Annotated in this window: 22 protein-coding genes; 21 read left to right on the top strand and 1 reads right to left on the bottom strand. The window is 47.3% G+C overall.

Annotated elements, in window-relative coordinates; all coding sequences use genetic code 11:
• Nucleotides 1-194: 194 nt before the first annotated feature.
• The 10 genes from DWX57_RS08520 to DWX57_RS08565 all read left to right on the top strand — a co-directional run bounded on the left by DWX57_RS08520 (nt 195) and on the right by DWX57_RS08565 (nt 10,872).
• A complete protein-coding gene (locus tag DWX57_RS08520; protein WP_055145420.1) occupies nt 195-818 on the top strand; it encodes a GDSL-type esterase/lipase family protein in 624 nt (207 codons plus the stop codon).
• A gap of 99 nt (nt 819-917) precedes the next feature.
• Nucleotides 918-1,850 carry a cysteine synthase A gene (cysK, locus tag DWX57_RS08525; protein WP_120123649.1) on the top strand — a complete coding sequence of 311 codons (933 nt, stop codon included), beginning with the start codon at nt 918-920 and terminating at the stop codon, nt 1,848-1,850.
• Between the two features lie 236 nt (nt 1,851-2,086).
• On the top strand, nt 2,087-3,097 hold the full coding sequence (locus DWX57_RS08530; RefSeq protein ID WP_120123652.1) for a sulfate ABC transporter substrate-binding protein: 1,011 nt from the start codon (nt 2,087-2,089) through the stop codon (nt 3,095-3,097).
• Between the two features lie 18 nt (nt 3,098-3,115).
• Entirely contained in the window at nt 3,116-3,985 is an 870-nt protein-coding gene (gene cysT, locus DWX57_RS08535; RefSeq protein WP_120123654.1) for a sulfate ABC transporter permease subunit CysT, read from the top strand.
• 110 nt (nt 3,986-4,095) lie between these two features.
• A complete protein-coding gene (locus DWX57_RS08540) occupies nt 4,096-4,968 on the top strand; it encodes a sulfate ABC transporter permease (protein WP_004851742.1) in 873 nt (290 codons plus the stop codon).
• A 172-nt stretch (nt 4,969-5,140) separates the two neighbouring features.
• Nucleotides 5,141-6,202: an ABC transporter ATP-binding protein gene (locus DWX57_RS08545; RefSeq protein WP_015534721.1), complete on the top strand. Its 1,062-nt coding sequence runs from the start codon at nt 5,141-5,143 to the stop codon at nt 6,200-6,202.
• A gap of 25 nt (nt 6,203-6,227) precedes the next feature.
• Nucleotides 6,228-8,006 carry an adenylyl-sulfate reductase subunit alpha gene (locus DWX57_RS08550; RefSeq protein WP_120123657.1) on the top strand — a complete coding sequence of 593 codons (1,779 nt, stop codon included), beginning with the start codon at nt 6,228-6,230 and terminating at the stop codon, nt 8,004-8,006.
• Nucleotides 7,987-8,301, top strand: a complete 315-nt coding sequence (locus tag DWX57_RS08555; protein WP_004851736.1) for a 4Fe-4S dicluster domain-containing protein — start codon at nt 7,987-7,989, stop codon at nt 8,299-8,301. The genes DWX57_RS08550 and DWX57_RS08555 overlap by 20 nt, the downstream gene beginning before the upstream one ends.
• A gap of 29 nt (nt 8,302-8,330) precedes the next feature.
• On the top strand, nt 8,331-9,230 hold the full coding sequence (gene cysD / locus DWX57_RS08560) for a sulfate adenylyltransferase subunit CysD (RefSeq protein WP_015534724.1): 900 nt from the start codon (nt 8,331-8,333) through the stop codon (nt 9,228-9,230).
• A gap of 1 nt (nt 9,231) precedes the next feature.
• Entirely contained in the window at nt 9,232-10,872 is a 1,641-nt protein-coding gene (locus DWX57_RS08565) for a sulfate adenylyltransferase subunit 1 (RefSeq protein ID WP_120123659.1), read from the top strand.
• A gap of 96 nt (nt 10,873-10,968) precedes the next feature.
• Here DWX57_RS08565 and DWX57_RS08570 read toward each other — a convergent pair whose 3' ends face one another.
• Entirely contained in the window at nt 10,969-11,907 is a 939-nt protein-coding gene (locus tag DWX57_RS08570) for a hypothetical protein (RefSeq protein WP_120123661.1), read from the bottom strand.
• Nucleotides 11,908-12,302: 395 nt separating this feature from the next.
• Here DWX57_RS08570 and DWX57_RS08575 point away from each other — a divergent pair, with 395 nt between their 5' ends.
• The 11 genes from DWX57_RS08575 to hemC all read left to right on the top strand — a co-directional run bounded on the left by DWX57_RS08575 (nt 12,303) and on the right by hemC (nt 22,122).
• A complete protein-coding gene (locus DWX57_RS08575) occupies nt 12,303-13,676 on the top strand; it encodes an MATE family efflux transporter (protein ID WP_120123664.1) in 1,374 nt (457 codons plus the stop codon).
• Nucleotides 13,677-14,191: 515 nt separating this feature from the next.
• Entirely contained in the window at nt 14,192-15,415 is a 1,224-nt protein-coding gene (locus DWX57_RS08580) for an O-acetylhomoserine aminocarboxypropyltransferase/cysteine synthase family protein (RefSeq protein ID WP_120123666.1), read from the top strand.
• A gap of 27 nt (nt 15,416-15,442) precedes the next feature.
• The gene (locus DWX57_RS08585; RefSeq protein WP_004851725.1) at nt 15,443-16,303 is read left to right on the top strand and encodes a 4Fe-4S binding protein; all 861 of its coding nucleotides are present in this window, start codon (nt 15,443-15,445) and stop codon (nt 16,301-16,303) included.
• On the top strand, nt 16,296-16,541 hold the full coding sequence (locus tag DWX57_RS08590; protein WP_015534730.1) for a sulfurtransferase TusA family protein: 246 nt from the start codon (nt 16,296-16,298) through the stop codon (nt 16,539-16,541). Before DWX57_RS08585 ends, DWX57_RS08590 begins: the two co-directional genes overlap by 8 nt.
• Nucleotides 16,542-16,778: 237 nt before the next feature.
• Nucleotides 16,779-17,096 (top strand): thioredoxin family protein, encoded by a 318-nt coding sequence (locus DWX57_RS08595; protein WP_120123668.1) that lies wholly within the window; start codon nt 16,779-16,781, stop codon nt 17,094-17,096.
• 164 nt (nt 17,097-17,260) lie between these two features.
• Nucleotides 17,261-17,470, top strand: a complete 210-nt coding sequence (gene thiS, locus DWX57_RS08600) for a sulfur carrier protein ThiS (protein WP_015534732.1) — start codon at nt 17,261-17,263, stop codon at nt 17,468-17,470.
• The gene (gene thiF / locus DWX57_RS08605; RefSeq protein ID WP_004851717.1) at nt 17,470-18,279 is read left to right on the top strand and encodes a thiazole biosynthesis adenylyltransferase ThiF; all 810 of its coding nucleotides are present in this window, start codon (nt 17,470-17,472) and stop codon (nt 18,277-18,279) included. The genes thiS and thiF overlap by 1 nt, the downstream gene beginning before the upstream one ends.
• A gap of 264 nt (nt 18,280-18,543) precedes the next feature.
• Nucleotides 18,544-18,960 carry a M67 family metallopeptidase gene (locus DWX57_RS08610; RefSeq protein WP_118016855.1) on the top strand — a complete coding sequence of 139 codons (417 nt, stop codon included), beginning with the start codon at nt 18,544-18,546 and terminating at the stop codon, nt 18,958-18,960.
• Nucleotides 18,961-19,058: 98 nt separating this feature from the next.
• Nucleotides 19,059-20,354 carry a hypothetical protein gene (locus DWX57_RS08615; protein ID WP_120123671.1) on the top strand — a complete coding sequence of 432 codons (1,296 nt, stop codon included), beginning with the start codon at nt 19,059-19,061 and terminating at the stop codon, nt 20,352-20,354.
• A 126-nt stretch (nt 20,355-20,480) separates the two neighbouring features.
• Nucleotides 20,481-21,080, top strand: a complete 600-nt coding sequence (locus DWX57_RS08620; protein ID WP_243106205.1) for a precorrin-2 dehydrogenase/sirohydrochlorin ferrochelatase family protein — start codon at nt 20,481-20,483, stop codon at nt 21,078-21,080.
• The gene (gene hemC / locus DWX57_RS08625; protein ID WP_120123673.1) at nt 21,070-22,122 is read left to right on the top strand and encodes a hydroxymethylbilane synthase; all 1,053 of its coding nucleotides are present in this window, start codon (nt 21,070-21,072) and stop codon (nt 22,120-22,122) included. Before DWX57_RS08620 ends, hemC begins: the two co-directional genes overlap by 11 nt.
• Nucleotides 22,123-22,157 lie beyond the last annotated feature (35 nt).

A 22,157-nucleotide genomic window follows, 5' to 3' on the forward strand; every position in this document is an offset into this window, starting at 1 on the left:
CGCCTGACTTATAGATTAAGTCGGGTGACAGCCTTTTTGTATACAAAAACACATAATCCCTATTGACATAGTAGGAAATAAGTTGTATACTCCAACATGTTGACAGATAATTACTACATATCAGATAGGATATATGTGGATTGATGATGAAATCCATTGAACAGAGCGAGGTTCAATAGACAGGAGGTGGATAAATGCAACAGGTGTTGTGCTTTGGAGATTCCAATACATGGGGATACAATCCTGAGAATGGGGAGAGATTTCCCTGGGGGATCAGATGGACCAGTATATTGCAGCAGAAGCTGGCAAATAAAGATATAAGGATCATAGAGGAAGGTCTCTGTGGAAGAACAACAGTGTTCGAGGATCCACTGAGACAGGGAAGAAAGGGCGTGTCGCTGTTCCCTACTCTGCTGGAGACACACAAACCGGAGAATATAGTGATCATGCTTGGAACAAATGACTGTAAGACAGTGTTCTCGGCATCACCGGATGTGATAGGCAAGGGAATACGGAGACTGCTCATTCAGGCAAAGCAGTATTCAGCGGACAGCAGGATACTTCTCGTATCACCGATACATTTGGGCGAGCAGGTGTGGAAGGATGAATTTGATCCTGAGTTCTCACCGGAGTCCGTTGAGGTGTCAAGGAAACTCACAGATGTGTACAGGAAGATAGCCGATGAGTTTGGCGTGGAATTCCTGGCGGCATCATCCGTGGCGGACAGCAGCGAGGCAGATCAGGAACACATGAATCCTGAGGGCCATGCAGCACTGGCAGGAGCGATAGAGGAAAAGATTTATCAGATGGCCTGTTAAGAATTATATAGAAAATAATGTACAGTATATAAAGATAGTAAAGAATCAAGAAAGAACATAGAGACTTGAAAAAAGTAAAAAAAGAAAGGAAACAAAATCATGGCAAAGATAGCATCACAGTTAACAGAACTTATAGGAAACACTCCACTTCTGGAGCTCACAAATTATGAGAAGGAGCTTGGACTCAAGGCACACATCGTTGCAAAGCTTGAGTATTTCAACCCGCTTGGCTCAGTGAAGGATCGTGTGGCAGCAGCCATGATCGAGCAGGGAATAAAGGATGGCCTCATCAATCAGGATACAGTCATCATCGAGCCTACATCAGGAAATACAGGAATCGGACTTGCATTTGTATCAGCAGCAAAGGGCCTTCACCTGATACTCACCATGCCGGACACCATGAGCGTTGAGCGTAGAAAGATCGTGTCAGCTCTCGGTGCTGAGATCGTGTTAACACCGGGCAGAGAGGGAATGAAGGGAGCCATCGCCAAGGCAAATGAGCTCAAGGAGCAGTATGGAAATGCATTCATCCCACAGCAGTTTGAGAACAAGGCAAATCCTGCTATCCACAAGAAGACAACAGCAGAGGAGATCTGGAGAGATACAGACGGAAAGGTTGATGCATTTGTATCAGCAGTAGGAACAGGCGGAACAGCCACAGGAACAGGAAGCGGACTTAAGGAGCACAACCCGAAGGTCAAGCTGATAGCAGTTGAGCCTGCTGATTCACCTGTTCTCTCAGGCGGTGCACCTGGCCCACACAAGATTCAGGGAATCGGAGCAGGATTCGTACCTGGCGTTATGGATCTGAGCATCGTGGATGAGATCATCAGGATCCAGAACGATGATGCATTTGACACATCAAGAAAAATAGCAAAGACAGACGGTGTGCTGGTTGGAATATCCGCAGGTGCGGCACTATATGCGGCAACTGAGCTTGCAAAGAGACCTGAGTACGAGGGCAAGACCATCGTGGTACTTTTCCCTGACACAGGAGAGAGATACCTCTCAACATCACTGTTTAACCTGTGATTCACATCTGCGGTTCGTAAATGTGTCAAATGCGATTCAAGATTTTGTATACCAAGCTGGGATCGCTTCCGCTCAACTTAGCCTGCAGCGGTACTAAGGTGCCGCTTAAGGCGCCACCTAAGGACCGGCGGCTTCGTATGTCCCTACTTGATATACAAAATTTGAATCACATATGAACGTTGCTGAGGAGCCGCAGAGCGCGAAAAATGACGGTGGACTTTTAGGAGAACTTAGACATGAGACTTTGGAAGAAAATAATGCTTCTGTCCATGGTGGCGGTGCTGGCGATAGGTGCTGCCAGCTGTGGCGGGAAGAAGGACGATGTTATCACAATTACAAATGTTTCGTATGACCCGACGAGGGAGCTGTATGAGCGATACAATGACATGTTCGAACAGTATTGCAAAGAGCAGTACGGACAGGACATCAAGGTCATCCAGTCTCATGGAGGCTCCGGCTCACAGGCGAGGTCGGTTGTGGAGGGCTGTAATGCGGATGTTGTCACACTGGCACTTGAGCATGACATTGACCTCATATCGGCAAATGGCCTGATAGATAAGGGCTGGATGGATGAATTTGACAAGGATTCAGCGCCGTACACATCCACGATCGTCTTTCTGGTTAGAAAGGGAAATGACAAGAACATACAGGACTGGAACGATCTGGTGAAGGACGATGTGGAAGTCATAACACCCGATCCGAAGAGCAGTGGCGGTGCCTGCTGGAATTTCCTTGCAGCTCTTGCATATGCGAGGGAGACGTACAGTGATGAAAATGATATATGGCAGTTCATGAAGATGCTTTATCAGAATGTGTCGGTCATGGATTCGGGAGCCAGAGGTTCAACCACCACATTTGTGGAGAATGGCAAGGGTGATGTGCTTATAGCCTGGGAGAATGAGGCGATAGCAACCCTGAAGGAATATCCGGAGGATTACGAGATAGTTAATCCGTCGGTGAGTATACTGGCTCAGCCGAGTGTGGCGGTTGTCGATGACAACGCAAAGCTGGGTGGAACAGAGGAGGTCAGCACAGAGTATCTGAAGTACCTGTACAGCGATGACGCTCAGAGGCTTGAGGCCGAGAGTGGATACCGCCCGACAAATGAGAAGATACTCGCAGAGTATGCGGATGTGTTTGATCTGGACATCAAGCTGTGGACCATAGATGATTTCGGAGGCTGGGACAAAGCCTATGAGGATTTCTTCGACGACGGAGCAAAGTTTGATGAAATTTACGATTATTAAAATGGATTGGAAGACGAGATGGCAGCAGAGGAAAATGGCAAGAAGGATAAACTTAATAACGCAAAGAAGACCAGAGTTATCCCGGGATATCATCTGACGCTTGGAATAGTCATTGCCATGCTGTCGCTGATAGTTCTGATCCCGTTGGCATCGGTGCTGGTGTCATCGCTGAAGCTTTCGCCGGGTGAATTCTGGCATCTGCTTCTGAAGAAGAACGTGCTGAATGCATTTAAGACCAGCATCGGCTGTTCGTTCATAGCGGCGATAGTCAACACGGTGTTTGGTCTGATAATAGCGTGGACACTGGTCAAATACGATTTTCCCGGCAAGAAGATACTGGACGGATTCATAGAGCTTCCGTTCTGTCTGCCAACGGCGGTTGCCGGTATCACACTGTCGAGACTTTACAGTGAGGATGGATTCCTTGGAAAGCCGCTTGCGGCTATTGGAATAGATGTTGCATACACAAAGATCGGACTTACCATCGCCCTTGTATTTGTGGGGATACCATTTGTCATAAGGGCGGTGCAGCCGATACTTGAGAAGATGGACAACCAGTACGAGGAGGCGGCCTACATGCTGGGAGCCACACCGAGAAGAACATTCTTCAAGGTCATACTTCCAGAGCTCAGACCGGCACTGCTGACCGGATTTGGATTGGCATTTGCCAGAGGAATCGGAGAGTACGGAAGCGTCATCTACATATCAGGCAACAGCGCGAAGGAGCAGACACAGGTCATATCATACGTGATCATGCAGAAGCTCAGCTACATAGACTATGCCAGCGCAACAGCGATAGCACTGGTGATGCTGGTCATATCATTTGTATTGTTATTTGCGATCAACATAGTACAGCTGAAGCAGTCCAGAAGAACAAATTTATTATAACTTTTCATAAGGAGGGGCCCGCGTTAAGCGGGAGGAATCCTTGTGAAGCACGCAGACGCCGCGCGAAGCGCATTTTAATGCGTCTGCTCAATAAGGAGGAGACACGGAAAATGAGCGAGCAGGAAAAGCTGCAGCGCGGCAAGCGCAGGACAAAGATAATACTGATAACCGTGACGGTGCTTTTCATAGTGCTCATGCTTGTTGTTCCACTTATATCGGTGATAACAAGTGCGCTGAAGGAGGGCTTTAAGTTCTACCTGCAGTCCATCACGACAGAGTACGTGATAAGCGCGCTTGGAGTCACACTTATTGCCACAGTCATAGCTGTGGTGGTAAACACATTTTTCGGAATATGTGCGGCATGGCTGCTGACGAAGTTCTCCTTCAAAGGCAAGCAGGTGCTGGCAACATTGATAGACATTCCTTTTTCCATATCACCGGTCATCGTAGGTCTTGCCTACCTCATGACATTTGGAAGACTCGGATGGACGTATCCGGCGATCAGATGGATCAATGATATGCTGGGGACAAACATCAGGATAACATTTGCAGTTCCGGGCGTTGTGCTTGCTACCATATTCGTGACATTCCCATTTGTGTCAAGGGAGCTTATCCCGGTGCTGAACGCGCAGGGTAAGGACGAGGAGGAGGCTGCGGCGCTCATGGGAGCGAAAGGCTTCACGATATTCAGAAGGATAACACTTCCCCAGATGAAATGGGGACTCATATACGGAATAATTCTCTGTACCGCCAGAGCACTCGGCGAGTTCGGTGCGGTAAATGCACTGTCCAAGACAAGGGGCGGGACATTTACACTTCCACTTGAGATCGATGCGCTGTACATGTCGGGAACGGAGGAATCCATCACAGCGGCATTTGCAGTATCATCCATACTGGTGATCATAGCGGTCATCATATTGTTTCTGAGAAATCTGCTTGAGTACAGAGCGAAGAGGAAACGCGCTTATGAACGAAGTTCATAACTCTCATGCGCGTGACGACCTGCCGCTGAGCGGAGGCGAGGGGGCGATACCCGAAAAAGGGTGATATCCGATAAGGGCGAAGTGAGATATTCTGCATATGGGATGGCTTGCAGGAGTTTCGAGAGATAGATCAGGTGCGGAAGAATAAGAGAACAAAAAGGAGGCTGACGACATGTACGTCGAGATGAAAAATATATATAAGAAATATGGAGATTTCCTGGCGTCCAACAATGTCAGCTTTGGTGTGGAGAAGGGCAAGCTGGTGGCGCTTCTGGGACCGTCGGGAAGCGGAAAAACGACACTTCTCCGAATGATAGCCGGACTTGAAAATCCAAATTCCGGTGACATATACATAGACGGCAGGCGTGTAAATGATATACCAGCTGCGAAGAGAGGAATAGGATTTGTATTCCAGAATTATGCACTGTTCCGTTACATGACGGTATTTGACAATGTGGCATTTGGACTTGAACTTATGAAGGTTCCAAAGAAGGAGATCAAGAAGAGAGTTATGGAGCTTCTGGAGCTTACAGGGCTGTCAGGTATGGAGAAGAGATATCCGAATCAGCTCTCAGGCGGACAACGGCAGAGAGTGGCATTTGCCAGGGCGCTGGCACCGAATCCACAGGTGTTGCTGCTGGACGAGCCATTTGCCGCGATAGATGCAAAGGTCAGGACGGAGCTTAGAACCTGGCTCAAGGAGATGGTTGAAAAGCTTGGCATAACGAGCATATTTGTCACTCACGATCAGGATGAGGCTGTGGAGGTTGCGGATGAGATCATCATCACCAACCACGGACAGATAGAGCAGATGGGATCGCCGATGGAGATATACAAGACGCCGTCCACACCGTTTGTGGCACAGTTCATCGGAAGGTCAACCGTTGTGGAGGACTACGAGAAGCTCAAGGGCTTTGACAGAGTGCCGGGAGCAGACAAGGCAGTCATCAGACCGGAGTTCGTCAAGATATCCAAGAGCGGCAGACTGGATCAGTACCAGAGTGCGGCGGAGTCGGGGATAGTCAAGGATGTGCTGTTCCGCGGAAGCCATCTGGACGTCACGGTGGATGTCAACGGAGTGGAGATCGTCGCCGAGAGATCCATGGAGAAGGATGTCGTAAAGCCGGGTGAGCAGGTCCACGTTCTCATCTACAGGCTGTATGTATTTGATGAGAATCAGACATATCTGCTGGAGAACAAGGCAATGCAGGATAACGATGTATTCTACATCTAATTATAAAAGTGATTGGAGAGAAAATATGGGTATTGCAAACAGGAAAATACTTCATACGGACATTTTGATAATCGGTGGTGGTACGGCGGGCTGCTATGCAGCGCTGACTGTCAGAGAGCATTCTGATTATTCCATCATCATCGCCGAGAAGGCAAATATAAAGAGAAGTGGATGTCTGGCGGCGGGAGTGAACGCCATCAACGCATACATAGTGAAGGGCAGAAAGCCTGAGGACTATGTGGATTACTGCAGGACAGACGCTGACGGGATCGTCAGAGAAGATCTTTTGCTTTCTATGTCACAGGGACTGAACCGTGTCACAGACAAGATGGAGAAGCTGGGGCTGGTAATCTTAAAGGATGAGAATGGTGAGTATGTTGCAAGAGGCAACAGAAATATCAAGATAAATGGCGAGAACATGAAGCCGCTGCTGGCAAAGGCGGTGGAGGAGCTTGACAACTGTCAGATACTGAACAGAGTCAACATCACGGATTATATAGTTGAAAATAATCAGATCCTCGGGGCATTTGGATTCTCCATAGAGGATAATACAGCCTACGAGATCAGAGCAAAGAAAGTGCTCTGTGCTACAGGTGGTGCGGCGGGACTTTACAGACCGAACAATCCGGGATTTTCGAGGCATAAGATGTGGTATCCGCCGTTCAACACCGGAGCGGGATATGCAATGGGAATAAATGCCGGAGCGGAGATGACGACATTTGAGATGAGATTCATAGCACTCAGATGTAAGGACACCATAGCACCTACGGGAACCATAGCCCAGGGTGTCGGCGCCAAGCAGGTCAACTCACTCGGCGAGGTATACGAGAACAAATACGGACTCACCACATCCCAGAGAGTGTACGGAACGGTGAGAGAGAATATAGAGGGAAGAGGTCCATGTTACCTGAGAACAGAGGGCATCACCCCTGAGCAGGATGACTCACTGAAGAGGGCATACCTCAACATGGCTCCGAGCCAGACTCTCAAATGGCTTGAGTCCGGCAAGAATCCGAGTGAGCAGAATGTGGAGATAGAGGGCACAGAGCCTTATATAGTCGGCGGCCACACGGCGAGCGGTTACTGGGTGGACAACGACAGAGAGTCCACAATACGCGGACTGTTCGCAGCCGGAGATGTGGCGGGCGGATGTCCACAGAAGTATGTGACCGGTGCGATGGTTGAGGGAGAGATAGCAGCCATAGCCATGGTAAAGCAGCTTGACGAGGGATACCTAGATCCTGAGCTTGACGAGGAGGCTGCATTTGACAGAAAGATAGAAGAGTATGACCATTTCCTCGACACAGACGAGAAGATGTTCACATACGAGGCGATAGAGGAAGCCATGCAGAAGGTCATGGACAACTACGCCGGAGGAATATCCACCCACTACCAGTTCAATGAGAAACAGCTTGAGCTGGCAAAGGAGAAGATAGAGCAGCTTCAGAAGCTTGTATGGCACATAAGTGCCCACGACATGCATGAGCTCATGTTTGTGTATGAGGTGAAGGAGAGACTTACAGTTGCACTCTCCGTAATCGCACACCTGAAGGACAGGAAGGAGACGAGATGGCACAGCTTTGCGGAGAACCTGGACTATCCGGAGAAGAGTAAAGACTGGGAGATATTTGTCAATTCAAAGATGGTGGACGGCGAACTTAAGATGATACACAGAGAGCTGGTTAATTTGTGCCAGGTTCCCGCAGGGAATATGGCATGCAGCGTCAGCCCCTCGCCGGAGGCGACTTCAAATGGGCTGATGTTCCAAGGAAAGGGGGAAGCATATGAGCATAGTGATAAATAAAGAGCTTTGCAAAAACTGCGGCAAATGTGCAAATGTCTGCCCGGGTTCCCTCATAAAGAGAGATGAGGATGGACAGATATTCATGAAATACCCAAAGGATTGCTGGGGATGCTCATCCTGTATCAAGGAGTGTGCATTTGACGCCATCTCACTGTATCTCGGAGCAGACATCGGCGGAATGGGAAGCCAGATGTCGGTGGAGAACAAGGGAGATCTGCTTCTGTGGAATATCCGCAAGATGGATGGCACCACAGACCAGATAGTGATAGACAAGAAGGAAGCTAATAAATATTAAAAGATAAAAGAAGAAAGGTTGGTATAGATATGGGTACATTATCACATCTTGACGAACTGGAGGCAGAGGCGATATACATCATCCGCGAAGTTGCTGCGGAGTGTGAGAAGCCGGTTATGCTTTATTCCATAGGAAAGGACAGCTCGGTAATGCTTCATCTGGCACTCAAGGCATTCTATCCTGAGAAGCCGCCATTTCCATTTTTACATGTAAATACAACATGGAAGTTCAAGGAAATGATCGAGTTCAGAGACAAGACAGCGAAGAAATATGGACTGGACATGATCGAGTACATCAACGAGGAGGGTGTCAAGAAGGGCATCAACCCATTTGACCACGGCTCAGCATACACAGATATCATGAAGACACAGGCGCTCAAGCAGGCTCTTGACAAATACGGTTTCACAGCAGCATTTGGCGGCGGACGCAGAGACGAGGAGAAGTCCCGTGCGAAGGAGAGGATACTCTCATTCAGAAATGCACAGCATGCCTGGGATCCAAAAAACCAGAGACCGGAGATGTGGAAGCTGTTCAACACCAAGATCCAGAAGGGCGAGGAGGTCAGAGTATTCCCACTTTCCAACTGGACAGAGGCTGATATATGGGAGTATATAGAGCGTGAGAACATAGAGATCCCATCACTGTACTTTGCAAAGGAGAGACCTGTTGTATACCGTGACGGCAATATCATCATGGTCGATGATGACAGAATGAAACTCAGACCTGGTGAGAAGATAGAGATGAAGAGTGTTCGTTTCAGAACTCTCGGATGCTATCCACTGACAGGCGGCGTGGAGTCCACAGCGGACACACTCCCTGAGATTATCGAGGAGACGCTCAGTGCGGTATCCTCAGAGAGAACCACCAGAGTTATTGACAACGAGGCAGCAGGCAGCATGGAGCGTAGAAAGAGGGAGGGATACTTCTAAGATGAGCGGATTACTTAAATTTATAACATGCGGAAGTGTAGATGACGGAAAGTCAACACTTATAGGACATATATTATACGATTCAAAGCTTTTATATGCAGATCAGGAGAAGGCTCTGGAGCTTGATTCTAAGGTAGGAAGCCGTGGCGGTGCCATCGACTATTCACTTCTTCTGGACGGACTGATGGCAGAGCGTGAGCAGGGTATCACCATTGACGTTGCATACAGATATTTTACAACTGACAAGAGAAGTTTCATCGTTGCGGATACACCGGGCCATGAGGAGTACACAAGAAACATGGCGGTTGGAGCATCATTTGCCGATCTGGCAGTCATCCTCATCGACGCAAAGCAGGGCGTGCTGGTGCAGACGAGAAGGCACGCAAGGATCTGCGCGCTGATGGGAATCAGATACTTTGTATTTGCAGTAAATAAGATGGATCTTGTCGGATACGATGAGAAGCGTTTCAACGAGATAGTTGAGCAGATAAATGAGCTGTCATCCGAGCTCAGTCTGCCAAATATCACGATCATCCCAGTGTCAGCTACAGAAGGTGACAACGTGACAAAGAAGTCAGAGAACATTCCTTGGTATAAGGGACCAGCACTTCTCACATACCTTGAGGATATAGATATCGCGGAGGATAACACAGAGGCAGGCTTCTATATGCCTGTTCAGAGAGTGTGCCGTCCTGACCACACCTTCAGAGGTTTCCAGGGTCAGATAGAGGACGGTGAGATCCACGTTGGAGACGAGATCAACACACTCCCAAGCAACGAGACTGCAAAGGTCAAGAGCATCCATGTGGGATTTGACACAGTTGACTCAGCACAGAAGGGACAGCCTGTAACAATACAGCTTGACCGTGAGGTTGATGTGTCAAGAGGATGTGTGCTCACAGTTGATTCAGGTGCAAAGGTTGCATCTTCGATCACCGCAACACTTCTCTGGATGGATGACGATGAGCTGTACAATGGCAAGAACTTCTTCGTGAAGCTCGGAACCAAGATGATCCCTGGTACAGTTACACACATCGATTACACCATAGATGTAAATACAGGTGAGCAGAAATCAGCGGACACTCTTGCAAAGAATGGTATCGCAGTCTGCAGGATCGCATTTGCCGACAGGATCGTGGTAGACGAGTTCAAGAAGCATAAGACTCTTGGAGAACTCATACTCATCGACCGTGTAACAGACATGACAAGTGCCTGCGGTGTTGTCGAGGAAGTTCACACTGAGGAGACCGGATTATATGAGGGACGCATAGACAGAAATGTGCGTGCAGCGATCAAGGGACAGAAGGCTGTCATAGTTCCATTTGCATCAGGCAATGTCACAAGAGATTTCGTTGAGTCTGTAGAGAAGAAGCTCAGCATCGATGGACGTCATACATACCTGTACGCTCCAGATATCCGTGAGGATGTAAATGCTGTATTAAAGCATCTTCATCATGCCGGAATCATCGTGCTTCTCTTCGCAAGCGAGCAGCAGATCGCAGGAATCAAGGTAGAAGGCGCCGAGGTCTACAGCGGCGATTGGAATGCTGACGGCGAGCTCGACGCAGACGAGATTGCAGATGAGATCCGCAAGGAGTCTGTATACGATGCGGCTCAGGTTCACGATGGAAACTACATCTAAAAAAGATCACGTAGTAATATAATAATAAAGCGAAGGATGGAGGTGTTTTATGCCTTCGTCCTTCGCTTTTGTATAGAAAGTAGTAATATGAAATATTTATTTGTCAGAACCTTTAAGTCTGGCTATTTCTGCCCTTAATTCGGCAAGCTCGTAGTCCTTGTCGGCGAGCTTCTTGTCTTTGTCGGCAATCTCCTTATCCATCTCAGCCATACGTTTTTCCATCCTGGCTTTCTCTTCCCGAAAAACATCCACAAATGTAATAATCGACTGTTCCACCATATCCGTAACCTCCTCGGTCTCTTCAAACTGGGAATATAGGCGAGTATAAAGCATCTGAGTAAATCTGTATAGTTGTGCTCCATCCTCAGCTGTTATATTCCCAAGTTCCACGTTCTTGTCTATGCTACCCATTATATCTGTTTTGATGAGGCTTTTCAATGAGGCTATATTCTCTGGTGTACGTGCTTTCTTATTCCTCAGCTTTTCGCGGAGTTTCAGAATGTAGAATGGAATCAGGATGATCATTTTCCTGTCGTTTATTTCCTTTACGGAGCAGGACGTGAGTTTTGTAACAGGGACGTTGTAGGTTATGTTCTGGGTATGCCCGAATCCCACCTGCAACGAATATGTATCAGGTACTGATTTTGGTACATTGCTCAGATATATCACACAGGGTTCAGGAAAATGAATTCGATATACCTGACAGCCCTCTTCGTCCTGCAGTATCTCCTTAGTCTGATCTGCATATCCCGCTCCATATGAAAATACACGGAATACAATAGAATCATCCTTTTTCATCTGCGCTTCCAAATGATATGCATCGGAATTGTTGATTACGAGTATGGTGTCGGCCAGAGTTGTGGTCATAGAATTCTGATTATCGTGAACATTTTCAGTCCAGTGATAAGATACTGTTGAGTTTTCCAGATCGTAAAACATGTTGAACAGGCCGTTAATCATGTTGATCACAGCTTTCGAGGACAGCGTGAGAATCTTCTTGAAGATGCTGTCATAAAGTTTTCTTGTTGTTGGCAAGAGTGTTCCTCCTTAGTATATTATCCGGCCGGTAGGCACACTTTAGACCATTCAAATCGCTGTGTCAATAGGTTTTGGCAAATGCGTTTATAAAGCGCAGAGTGACGCTGTGAGTGGAAAAATAAGGGGGAAATGGGAGGTGATTTTACTATTTGTATAGTAGACGAGGGAATATGTTTTGCTCTTGTTTTGTTTGCTTCACATCCTCCATTGTGCCCCAACATACTCTGTGTTAAAATTGTTCATGGGACTAGGCACCAATGGTACGAGGTGCTGCGACTGGGAGACCGCCATGAAGCGGGCTGATGAATATATGTACAGGCAGAAGAGCGAACATAAGCATTGCTGTGTGTGATTTATCAGAACATATATGCTACTAGTTGGTGAGGAAAGAAATGAGTTCTACATTAAAACAAAATAAATATGAAATTGATATGTGCAACGGGACAATCATGGATAAGCTGATCTCATTTTCGCTCCCGCTTATGCTCTCGGGTATTCTGCAGCTGATGTTCAATGCGGTGGATATCATTGTTGTAGGGAAGTTCAGTGGTAACGAGTCGCTGGCGGCGGTCGGTTCAACCACAGCACTTATCAATGTATTCACCAATTTGTTCATAGGGATATCCCTTGGGGCAAATGTGCTTGCGGCAAGATTTTATGCCGCAGGAAAAGATAAAGAAATGTCAGAGACAGTACATACCGCGATAACGTTAGCGCTGGTCAGCGGTATTATTATGGCCTTTGTCGGGTGGGTTTGCGCAAAACCGGCGCTTGAGCTTATGGATACTCCGGGGGATGTCATCGGACTTTCTTCTTTATATATGAGGATATATTTCCTGGGAATGCCATTTTTCATGCTGTACAATTACGGCGCTGCCATACTCAGGGCGGTGGGAGATACCAAAAGACCACTCCTTTTTCTGGTTATATCCGGAATTGCAAATACAGGCCTTAATCTGTGTTTTGTGATCATTTTCAAGCTTGGAGTTGCGGGGGTCGCAATCGGAACAGTCATCTCACAGCTGATATCCTGCGTGCTCGTCCTCCGCTGCCTGTGCAGGTCAGAAACGAGCTATCAGCTGAGATTTTCAAAGCTTACCATCAAGGGGGTATATGTAAAGCAGATCTTTTCGGTCGGAGTTCCGGCGGGAATTCAGAGCACAGTCATCAACTTTTCGAATGTGCTGCTTCAGTCGTCAGTCAACTCATTTGGCTCGGTTGCCATGGCGGGCTACACGGCGGCAAATAATATATTTGGATTTCTGTATGTGACGGTGAATGCTGTAACGCAGGCGTGCATGAGTTTTACGAGCCAGAACTACGGTGTCGGCAAATGGAAACGTATGGAGAGAGTTCTGATCGACTGCCTAATATTGTCATTTGCGGCAATGATGGTTCTGGGCAATGGAGCGTATTTCTTTGGTCCGCAGCTGCTGCACATATATACGAGCAGCGATGCGGTTATAAAATGCGGAATGGAGATACTGTTATATACGACGGTCACATATTTCCTGTGCGGATTTATGGACTTGTTCCCAGGGGCGCTTCGTGGGATGGGACATTCCGGAGTTCCGATGCTCCTCTCGATCATAGGAACGGTTGGAACCAGAATCGTGTGGATATACTGGATTTTCCCGAGACACAGATCCCTGGCGGTTCTGTTCATCTCATATCCGGCATCCTGGATCATAACCCTCGCCATGCAGATAGTATGTTATTTCTATGTGAGGAAGATGCTGTATAAGAAAATTGCAAATAGGAAATGAGCGAAAACGTATGGGGAAACTGCCAGAGAAATGGGGGTGATCCATACGTTTTTATTTGCTGTTGTTTAAGAAGATAGAAATGTCGTATAAGAATAGGCTCATCTGAATTAAAATAAGCAATGCTTTCCCTCGCCACTGATGTGGCTCGTGAGGAGGGGCTGCATGAACGAAGTTCATATTTAATCAGCCCCGACGACCTGCCGTCTGGCGAAGGCGAGGGGGCATTACCTGTGGAATGGCATTACCAGAGAATGGCATACGCCGTGTATACCGTACGGAATTATAAAATAAGCAATGCTCCCCTCGCTGCTAACGCGGCTCGTGGAATGGCATGCGCCATATAGATAACAAAAAAACACCAGTTGATTGTGAGCAAGCTCCCATCAACTGGCATTTTTTTATTATCTGCATTGCTTATTTTATAATTCCTATTGACATAGTAGGGTATAAGAGCTATAATCCTATCATGTTCGTAGGAATTATAGGATTTATTATTTAGTGAGGCATAGAAGATCATGAGATTTAACACAGCATTATTACACAGCGCAAAGCTTGGTGATGAGAATACAGGCGCCACACTTACACCGATCTATCAATCCAGTGCATTCTATCAGCCTTCAGCGGAGCAGCATGAGAAGCTCTTCCACAACAAGGCGACGGGTTATTCTTATACGAGGATCAACAACCCGACGATAGTTGCATTTGAGGAGCGGATGACGAATCTTGAAAAGGGAGTGGGTTCGGTAGCGTGTTCTTCTGGAATGGCGGCACTCACAAATGCACTCTTAAATATAGTAGGAGCCGGCGGAGAGATAGTCTCCAGCACAGGACTCTACGGGGGAACGATAGATCTGTTTCACGATCTGGAGGCATTTGGAATCAAGACGACATTTGTGGAGATATCGGATAAGGAAGCGGTTGAGGCAGCGATAAATGAGAACACCAGAGTGATATTTGCTGAGACGATCGGCAATCCGAAGCTTGATGTGGTGGATATAAAGGCGCTTTCGGAGCTGGCACATTCACACAGGCTTCCGCTCCTAATAGACAATACAGTGGCAACTGCATATCTGGTCACACCACTGACATTTGGAGCGGATATAGTCATCAATTCCACATCCAAGTACATCAATGGCAACAGCGATGCCATAAGCGGAGTCATCACCGACAGCGGCAATTTCAAATGGGACGCAGAGCGTTATCCGCTTCTGCAGCAGTACAAGATGTTCGGAAAGTTCGCCTATATAGCAAAGCTCAGAAACGGACTTTTTAGAAATACAGGAGCCTGCATAGCTCCGCAGACGGCATTTTACAATATGCTGGGCATGGAGACATTGGGGCTTCGAATGGAGCGATGCTCACACAATGCACTTGCCCTTGCTCAGTTCCTGGAAAGTCAGGAGGGTGTAAAGGTCAACTATCCGGGACTTGAATCCAGTCCTTGGTATGACATCGCAAATGAACAGCTCCACGGTGGTTATGGTGCCATAATCACCATCAGAGTCGGCAGCAAGGAGAAGGCATTTGCGGTGATGAACAAGCTCACAATACCGCAGATAGTGTCGAACATAGGAGACACAAAGACGCTCATCGTGCATCCTGAATCAACACTGAATGCGCACAGCACAGAGCAGGAGAAGCTTGACGCCAACGTATATGATGATATGATTCGTATTAGTGTCGGAATCGAGGACGTGGAGGATCTGATAGAAGATTTCCAGAAAGCCCTTGCCGACTAATACACAAATGATTTGGAGGAACTACATATGGCAGTAGATTACGCGGCTCTGAAAAAGGGCGGATTCATGAGACAGAAGCAGAAGAATAACTTTTCTCTGAGACTTCAGGTGGTGGGAGGAAATCTTACCGCAGAGAATCTCAAGAAGATAGCAGAGGTTGCCGAGAAATACGGAGATGGACATGTACATCTCACATCGAGACAGAGCGTCGAGATCCCATTTGTTAAGCTTGACGATGTGGAAGAGGTAAAGGAAGAACTGGCAAAGGGAGGCTGTAAGCCGGGTGTGTGTGGCCCAAGAGTAAGAACAGTCACAGCGTGCCAGGGAAATCAGATCTGTCCGAGCGGCAATATAGACACTTATGATATAGCAAAGAAGCTTGATGCGAGATATTACGCAAGGGAGCTTCCTCACAAGTTCAAGTTCGGTGTCACAGGATGCCAGAACAACTGTCTGAAGGCAGAGGAGAACGACGTGGGAATCAAGGGCGCAATGGTAGTAGAGTGGGATGAGCCATCATGTATCATGTGTGGCGTGTGCGTCAAGGCGTGTCGTGAGGGTGCGATCACCATGGCGGACGGCAAGATCATCCTCGACACAGACAAATGTAACTACTGCGGTCGATGCGCAAAGGCATGTCCTACAGATGCATGGAAGGGCGAGACAGGATACCTTGTCTCATTCGGAGGATTATTTGGAAATACGATCCACCGCGGCGAGGAGTTACTTCCGGTTGTTACATCTGAGGAGCAGCTTTTCCGTATCACAGATGCAGCAATACAGTTCTTTGCAGACAATGCAAAGCCAAGCGAGCGTTTCCAGTTCACCCTGGAGCGTGTGGGCTTAGACAAATTCAAAGAAGTATTAAAGGAGGCTTACAATGGCTGATTATGAAATCAATGACAGAGTAGATATAACTGATGTGGTGTGCCCGATGACATTTGTCAAGGCGAAGGTAGCCATGGAGGAGCTTGAGATAGGACAGGTGCTTGCGGTTACCATGAACGACGGCGAGCCTGTACAGAACGTACCAAGAAGCTTCAAGGAGGAAGGACAGCAGATCCTGAAGCTCATCGACAACGAGAACGGTACTTATGATCTTATAGTTAAAAAACTGGAGGATTGATCAGATAAGGTAAGCCGGATGTTTCACTGCAATAATTCATACTATGCTTACATGTTCTGTCTTAACATACCTATCATGGGTCGTTTCCACTTAACTCAGTCTGCAGCGGTACTATCGCTCGCAAGCTCGCTGAGTACCGGCGACTTCGTATTCCCATGATATGGTAATGTTAAGCAGAACATGTGATAAATATATAACCCAAGCAGTGAAAACATCCGGCAGGAAAGGAGAAAATGAATGGCAGTAAGAGTCAGTGCAGAGAATTTCGATGTGAAGGTTCTTCAGTCGGAGCTTCCGGTCATCGTGGAATTCTATTCGGACAGCTGCATACCATGCAAGCAGCTCTCACCTATCCTTGGCGGCATCGAGGATGACTACGAGGACAAGGTAAATGTATACAAGGTAAATGTAAACTTCGACGCAGAGCTTGCTGAGAAGTACGCAGTCATGGCGTCACCAACCATACTCTTCTTCAAGGGAGGCGAGGAGGTTTCCCGTATCCGTGGCCTTGTGAAGAGAAATGAGCTGGAGGAGGAAGTTGGCAAATTATTGTAGAAATTCGTTGGTAAAGTGACACAATGGAGTATTTGACTGTAGTCAATTACTTCCGGTGTACAGAAGAATGAAACTATATAATTAAAATTATAAAGTATATAATCACATTTTATGTCAGTCTGGCAACGCCGGACAGGCAAATGAATCGTCAGGAGGAAAGAAAAATGACAGTCACAATAGCAGGAAAGAAGAAAGAGATAGCAGAGAAGACAACAATAGCTCAGATCATCGTGTCAGAGAACGTTGAGAATCCGGACTATGTCACAGTAACAGTCAATGATGAGTTTGTTGACTCAGATGCATTTGCAACAACAGAGCTCAAGGACGGCGATACAGTAGAGTTCCTCTACTTCATGGGAGGTGGCAGCTTCTAATGGCATTCACAAACGAACAGATGGAACGTTACTCACGTCACATCATCCTTCAGGAAGTTGGCGTGAAGGGACAGAAGAAATTGTTAAATGGCAAGGTGCTGATCATAGGCGCAGGTGGACTTGGAGCACCAGCCGCTATGTACCTGGCAGCAGCCGGAGTAGGAACCATCGGTATAGTTGATGCCGATGAGGTAGATCTGTCAAATCTTCAGAGACAGATCATTCACGGAACAGCAGATGTGGGCAAGGCAAAGGTCAAATCCGCAAAGGAGACCATGAACGCCATGAACCCTGATGTAAATGTGATCACATACAGAGAGTTCGTTACATCAGAGAACATCATGGATCTCATCAAGGACTATGATTTCATCATCGATGGAACAGACAACTTCCCTGCAAAGTTTCTTATCAACGATGCGTGTGTTATGGCTAAGAAGCCATTTTCACATGCAGGAATAATCAGATTCAAGGGTCAGCTCATGACATATGTTCCAGATGAGGGACCATGCTACAGATGTGTATTCAAGGATCCACCTCCAAAGGATGCAGTTCCTACATGTAAGCAGGCCGGAGTCATCGGAGCAATGGGCGGTGTTATCGGAAGTCTTCAGGCTATGGAGGCAATCAAATATCTCATTGGAGTTGGCGATCTTCTGACAGGAAGACTCCTTACATTTGACGCACTTAAGATGGAATTCCACACAGTAAAGCTTCCTCACAAGAAGGGCTGTGGCTGTGCTGTATGTGGACCAAATCCAACCATCACCAAGCTCATCGACTACGAGCAGGTGGAGTGCGACGGTAAGTAGAAGATCAAGGCAGGTATCTGTGCTTGAGGAATGCCTGTACGGTTGTTATTATGCCGCCCCTGATGACATATACCATATCAGGGGAATACGCGGTCGCCGGTACTTAGGTGGTGCTTTAAGCAGCACCTTAGTACCGCTGCAGACCAAGTTAAGCGAGAGCAACCCCGGATATGGTATTGTCAGTCGGGGGTGGGCATACGACAAACAATGTATCCTCAAGCACAGATCCTGTTACAGTTGATAATAAGGAGGATATGAAGTAAGATGTTGTACATGACAAAGTCTGATTACGAGAAGATACTTGCACACTGCAAGGAAGGCCTTCCAAATGAGTCCTGTGGTCTGATCGGCGGTGTTAGAGAGGGCGATAAGAAGTACATCAGGAAGGTGTATCTCCTGACAAATATTGACGCCAGCAACGAGCATTTCTCCATGGCCCCAAGAGAGCAGCTTGCGGCAGTTAAGGATATGCGTGCAAATGGATACGAGCTTCTTGGCAACTTCCATTCCCATCCAGAGTCTCCATCCAGACCTTCGGAGGAGGATAAGAGACTTGCATATGATTCCAAGGTGAATTATCTGATTCTCTCCCTCATGGAGATAGACAATCCGGTACTCAAGGCCTTCAACATAGATGAGGAAAAGAATGTGACGATAGAGGAGCTTGTTATAGAATCATGATAGATAGCAGGCATTTGAAAGAACAGGGCGGGCTTTGATACCCGCCCTTGTTCTTTACGTGGGCTTGTCATTAATTTTCATTTGGAGTTACTGAAGATATGTTTTGCATAAGTATAAATCATAAAAATACACCGGCCGATGTCAGGGAGAGCTTTGCATTTTCGACAAAAGGACAGAGACAGTTCACCGAGCGGCTAAAGGCTGCGGTGGGTGGATGTGTCGTGTTGTCGACCTGCAATAGGATGGAAATATACTTTACGGATAAATGTGAGCCATGTGGGCCTGTTATAACAGGAAAAATGAGCAGCGGTGAAGCTTCCGGTGGGCGAGGTGGCCTGCTTGAACAGGTAGAAATGCTTCTGGCTAATGATAGGGATGTCCCTGTCAGCCTCATAAGAAGATATAGCATGAATTATGAGGGATTCCAGTGTATGTTACATCTGTGCAGAGTGGCGTGTGGTATGGATTCCATGGTGCTCGGCGAGGTGGAGATCATACATCAGGTGAAGAGCGCATATCTTGTGGCAAAGAAACTTGGAGCCTGTGACGGCGAGCTGAATATAGCATTTCAGGGAGCACTTGCGGCGGCAAAGGCGGTGGCAACGGAGAGTGATGCCACGAGACTTCCGGTATCCGTCGGAACCTTGTCAGCACGGGAGGCAGTGAATTTTACAAGAAATGGCGGTATTGAAAACACGTGCAGAGATATTCGAAGTGATGTGGTAAGCAGCAGTCAATTTGAGAGTGTGGATGCTGAAAAGGCAAATACCGGGCATATCCTAGTCGTAGGGGCCACAGGCAAGATAGGCAGCATAGTTGTCAAGGATATTGCAGATCTTGCGCCAGACATAGAGATAACAGGCACAAGCAGAAGCCACCACAGTGCAGATGAGGTATTTGGCAGACATCAGCAGATCAGGATAGAGGACTACAGCAGAAGATATGAGCTGGCAGCCTGGGCGGATGTCATCATCAGCGCGACAGCAAGCCCTCATTATACATTTGTCAGAGATGAACTGGCAGAAGCCGTGAAAATGCATCATAAGCGGAGGTTGTTCCTGGATCTGGCAATGCCGAAGGACATTGACCCGTCAGTCTCAGAGGTGGACGGATGTGTATTGCGTGACATAGACTATATCAGGACACTTTCCAGAGAGAACAATGAAAACAGGGCAAAGACAATCACAGAGATGGAGCCGTGGCTCATATCACAGGTTGACGAGATCATGAAGAACATAGCATTTTCGAGGTTCAACAGGGAGCACGGAGACGTGATGGCGAAGCTTAAGACTATAGATGGCGCAAAGATGGTATATAAACTCAAAGGGCAGCTTGAGTATGAGGCATTTGAGAAAATGCTGGACAGTATTGTGACTGCCGGATGTGAGAACTGAATACTGCTTGTTTGCCTGAGGTTATGCAGTATCATCGGCTGACTAGGCTCTTGTCAGATGTCAGATAATTGGAACAACTTTTGGTGCTTTTTAATAGAGACTCAATAATAGAAATTAGAGGTAGTGATGTCGTATTTCCCATTTATGATAGAATTGAATAATGAGAGATGCCTGATCGCAGGAGGCGGAACTGTTGCATACAGAAAGGTGTGCAGCATGCTGGAATTTGGCGCGGTGGTCACGGTGGTGTCACCGGAGTTCTGCCCGGAGCTTTTAGAACTGGCGGAGCGATTGTGTGTATCGGATAAATATAGTTCAGGACATCTCACACTTGTGAAAAGATGCGTGCAGCCGCAGGATATTGACGGTGCATTTGTCGTCATAATGGCGACGGACGATGGGAAAGTCAACCACGAAATGGCGGAGCTTTGCAGGCAGCAGCGCATACTGGTAAATGTGGTGGATGTGAAATCGGATTGTGGATTCTACTTTCCAGCGATCATAAAGGATAAAGAGGTTGTTATAAGCGTTTCCACCGGTGGACAGAGTCCAGTGCTTGCGGGCACGATCAAGAGAAATATAGAGAGCCATTTAGGTAGGAGTTATGGCGATATAGCAGAGCGTATGGGTGAGCTCCGCGAGCAGATCAAAGCACAGATAGACGGCGAGGAAGAGCGAAAGAAAGCATTTCAGCAAATGGTTAGGAGTCTGTTAGATGAGAGTTGAGAATGGACATGGTAAAAATAAACCGAATATTCGTAAATTTGCGGAGAATGACATGGCAGATGGATTCAATAGTGACGGTTTGGATTGCGAAAGCGGAGGACAGAAAAAAACAGTAAAAGTTGGAACCCGTGGCAGCATGCTTGCTCTTGCTCAGACTGAACTGGTGATAAAGGCACTCAAGGAGAGATTTCCCCAGATTGATTTTCAGATGGTTACAATGAGTACCCGGGGGGACCGGGACACTAGCAGAGCGCTTCTGGAATTTGGCGGTAAGGCTGTATTTGTCGAGGAGTTCGAGGAAGCTATACTTAAAGGTGACATAGACATAGCGGTGCATAGTGCCAAGGATATGCCGATGGAGATCATGGATGGACTTACGATAGCGGGTACACTTCCGAGGGCCTGTCCGCAGGACGTTCTCATATATAAGAGCGGCAGAATATTTGACAGAAACGACAGATTTGTGGTGGGAACCAGCAGCCTGAGAAGGCAATACCAGATAAAAGACATGTATCGAAATGCTGTGTGCAAGAACCTGAGAGGAAATGTCGGCACCCGCATACAGAAGCTGGAAGATGGCGAATACGATGCCATCATTCTTGCAGCGGCAGGGCTTGAGCGCCTGGGAGTTATTGAAGACAAAGGCAATGACAGCACAGAATGCTTTGAAGTGCACAAGGACGAACTTACATTCAGATACATCAGCACAGAGTCCATGCTTCCGGCAGCATGTCAGGGAATCATAGCCATAGAGACACGAACCTCTGGCGAGGTATACGACATGGTCAGAGCGATAAATGACACAGAGGCATACACACAGCTCACATGCGAGCGCGCAGTTCTGAATCGCATGAACGCCGGCTGTCACGAACCGATAGGCGTGTACTCAGAACTTCATGGCGACCACATGAAGCTAAGCCTGATGAAAGCAGATGCGGCTTCATCGGACAAAGAGAAAGATGAAGAAATCCAGATACACAGAAAGACGGTAGAAGGAAACACCGCAGAATGGGAGCAGCTGGTAGAGAATTTAATAAAGTAGAGTAAGTTGTTTTGCAACAGTATATTTAAAAGATA

This window comes from Coprococcus sp. AF19-8AC (genome assembly GCF_003603115.1).
Lineage (GTDB): Bacteria > Bacillota > Clostridia > Lachnospirales > Lachnospiraceae > Coprococcus > Coprococcus aceti.

What these genes read in the sequence shown, in the direction of transcription:
- DWX57_RS08520 (WP_055145420.1), top strand. Translation starts at nt 195, where the DNA reads ATGCAACAGGTGTTGTGCTTTGGAGATTCCAATACATGGGGATACAAT.
- cysK (WP_120123649.1), top strand. Translation starts at nt 918, where the DNA reads ATGGCAAAGATAGCATCACAGTTAACAGAACTTATAGGAAACACTCCA.
- DWX57_RS08530 (WP_120123652.1), top strand. Translation starts at nt 2,087, where the DNA reads ATGAGACTTTGGAAGAAAATAATGCTTCTGTCCATGGTGGCGGTGCTG.
- cysT (WP_120123654.1), top strand. Translation starts at nt 3,116, where the DNA reads ATGGCAGCAGAGGAAAATGGCAAGAAGGATAAACTTAATAACGCAAAG.
- DWX57_RS08540 (WP_004851742.1), top strand. Translation starts at nt 4,096, where the DNA reads ATGAGCGAGCAGGAAAAGCTGCAGCGCGGCAAGCGCAGGACAAAGATA.
- DWX57_RS08545 (WP_015534721.1), top strand. Translation starts at nt 5,141, where the DNA reads ATGTACGTCGAGATGAAAAATATATATAAGAAATATGGAGATTTCCTG.
- DWX57_RS08550 (WP_120123657.1), top strand. Translation starts at nt 6,228, where the DNA reads ATGGGTATTGCAAACAGGAAAATACTTCATACGGACATTTTGATAATC.
- DWX57_RS08555 (WP_004851736.1), top strand. Translation starts at nt 7,987, where the DNA reads ATGAGCATAGTGATAAATAAAGAGCTTTGCAAAAACTGCGGCAAATGT.
- cysD (WP_015534724.1), top strand. Translation starts at nt 8,331, where the DNA reads ATGGGTACATTATCACATCTTGACGAACTGGAGGCAGAGGCGATATAC.
- DWX57_RS08565 (WP_120123659.1), top strand. Translation starts at nt 9,232, where the DNA reads ATGAGCGGATTACTTAAATTTATAACATGCGGAAGTGTAGATGACGGA.
- DWX57_RS08575 (WP_120123664.1), top strand. Translation starts at nt 12,303, where the DNA reads ATGAGTTCTACATTAAAACAAAATAAATATGAAATTGATATGTGCAAC.
- DWX57_RS08580 (WP_120123666.1), top strand. Translation starts at nt 14,192, where the DNA reads ATGAGATTTAACACAGCATTATTACACAGCGCAAAGCTTGGTGATGAG.
- DWX57_RS08585 (WP_004851725.1), top strand. Translation starts at nt 15,443, where the DNA reads ATGGCAGTAGATTACGCGGCTCTGAAAAAGGGCGGATTCATGAGACAG.
- DWX57_RS08590 (WP_015534730.1), top strand. Translation starts at nt 16,296, where the DNA reads ATGGCTGATTATGAAATCAATGACAGAGTAGATATAACTGATGTGGTG.
- DWX57_RS08595 (WP_120123668.1), top strand. Translation starts at nt 16,779, where the DNA reads ATGGCAGTAAGAGTCAGTGCAGAGAATTTCGATGTGAAGGTTCTTCAG.
- thiS (WP_015534732.1), top strand. Translation starts at nt 17,261, where the DNA reads ATGACAGTCACAATAGCAGGAAAGAAGAAAGAGATAGCAGAGAAGACA.
- thiF (WP_004851717.1), top strand. Translation starts at nt 17,470, where the DNA reads ATGGCATTCACAAACGAACAGATGGAACGTTACTCACGTCACATCATC.
- DWX57_RS08610 (WP_118016855.1), top strand. Translation starts at nt 18,544, where the DNA reads ATGTTGTACATGACAAAGTCTGATTACGAGAAGATACTTGCACACTGC.
- DWX57_RS08615 (WP_120123671.1), top strand. Translation starts at nt 19,059, where the DNA reads ATGTTTTGCATAAGTATAAATCATAAAAATACACCGGCCGATGTCAGG.
- DWX57_RS08620 (WP_243106205.1), top strand. Translation starts at nt 20,481, where the DNA reads ATGTCGTATTTCCCATTTATGATAGAATTGAATAATGAGAGATGCCTG.
- hemC (WP_120123673.1), top strand. Translation starts at nt 21,070, where the DNA reads ATGAGAGTTGAGAATGGACATGGTAAAAATAAACCGAATATTCGTAAA.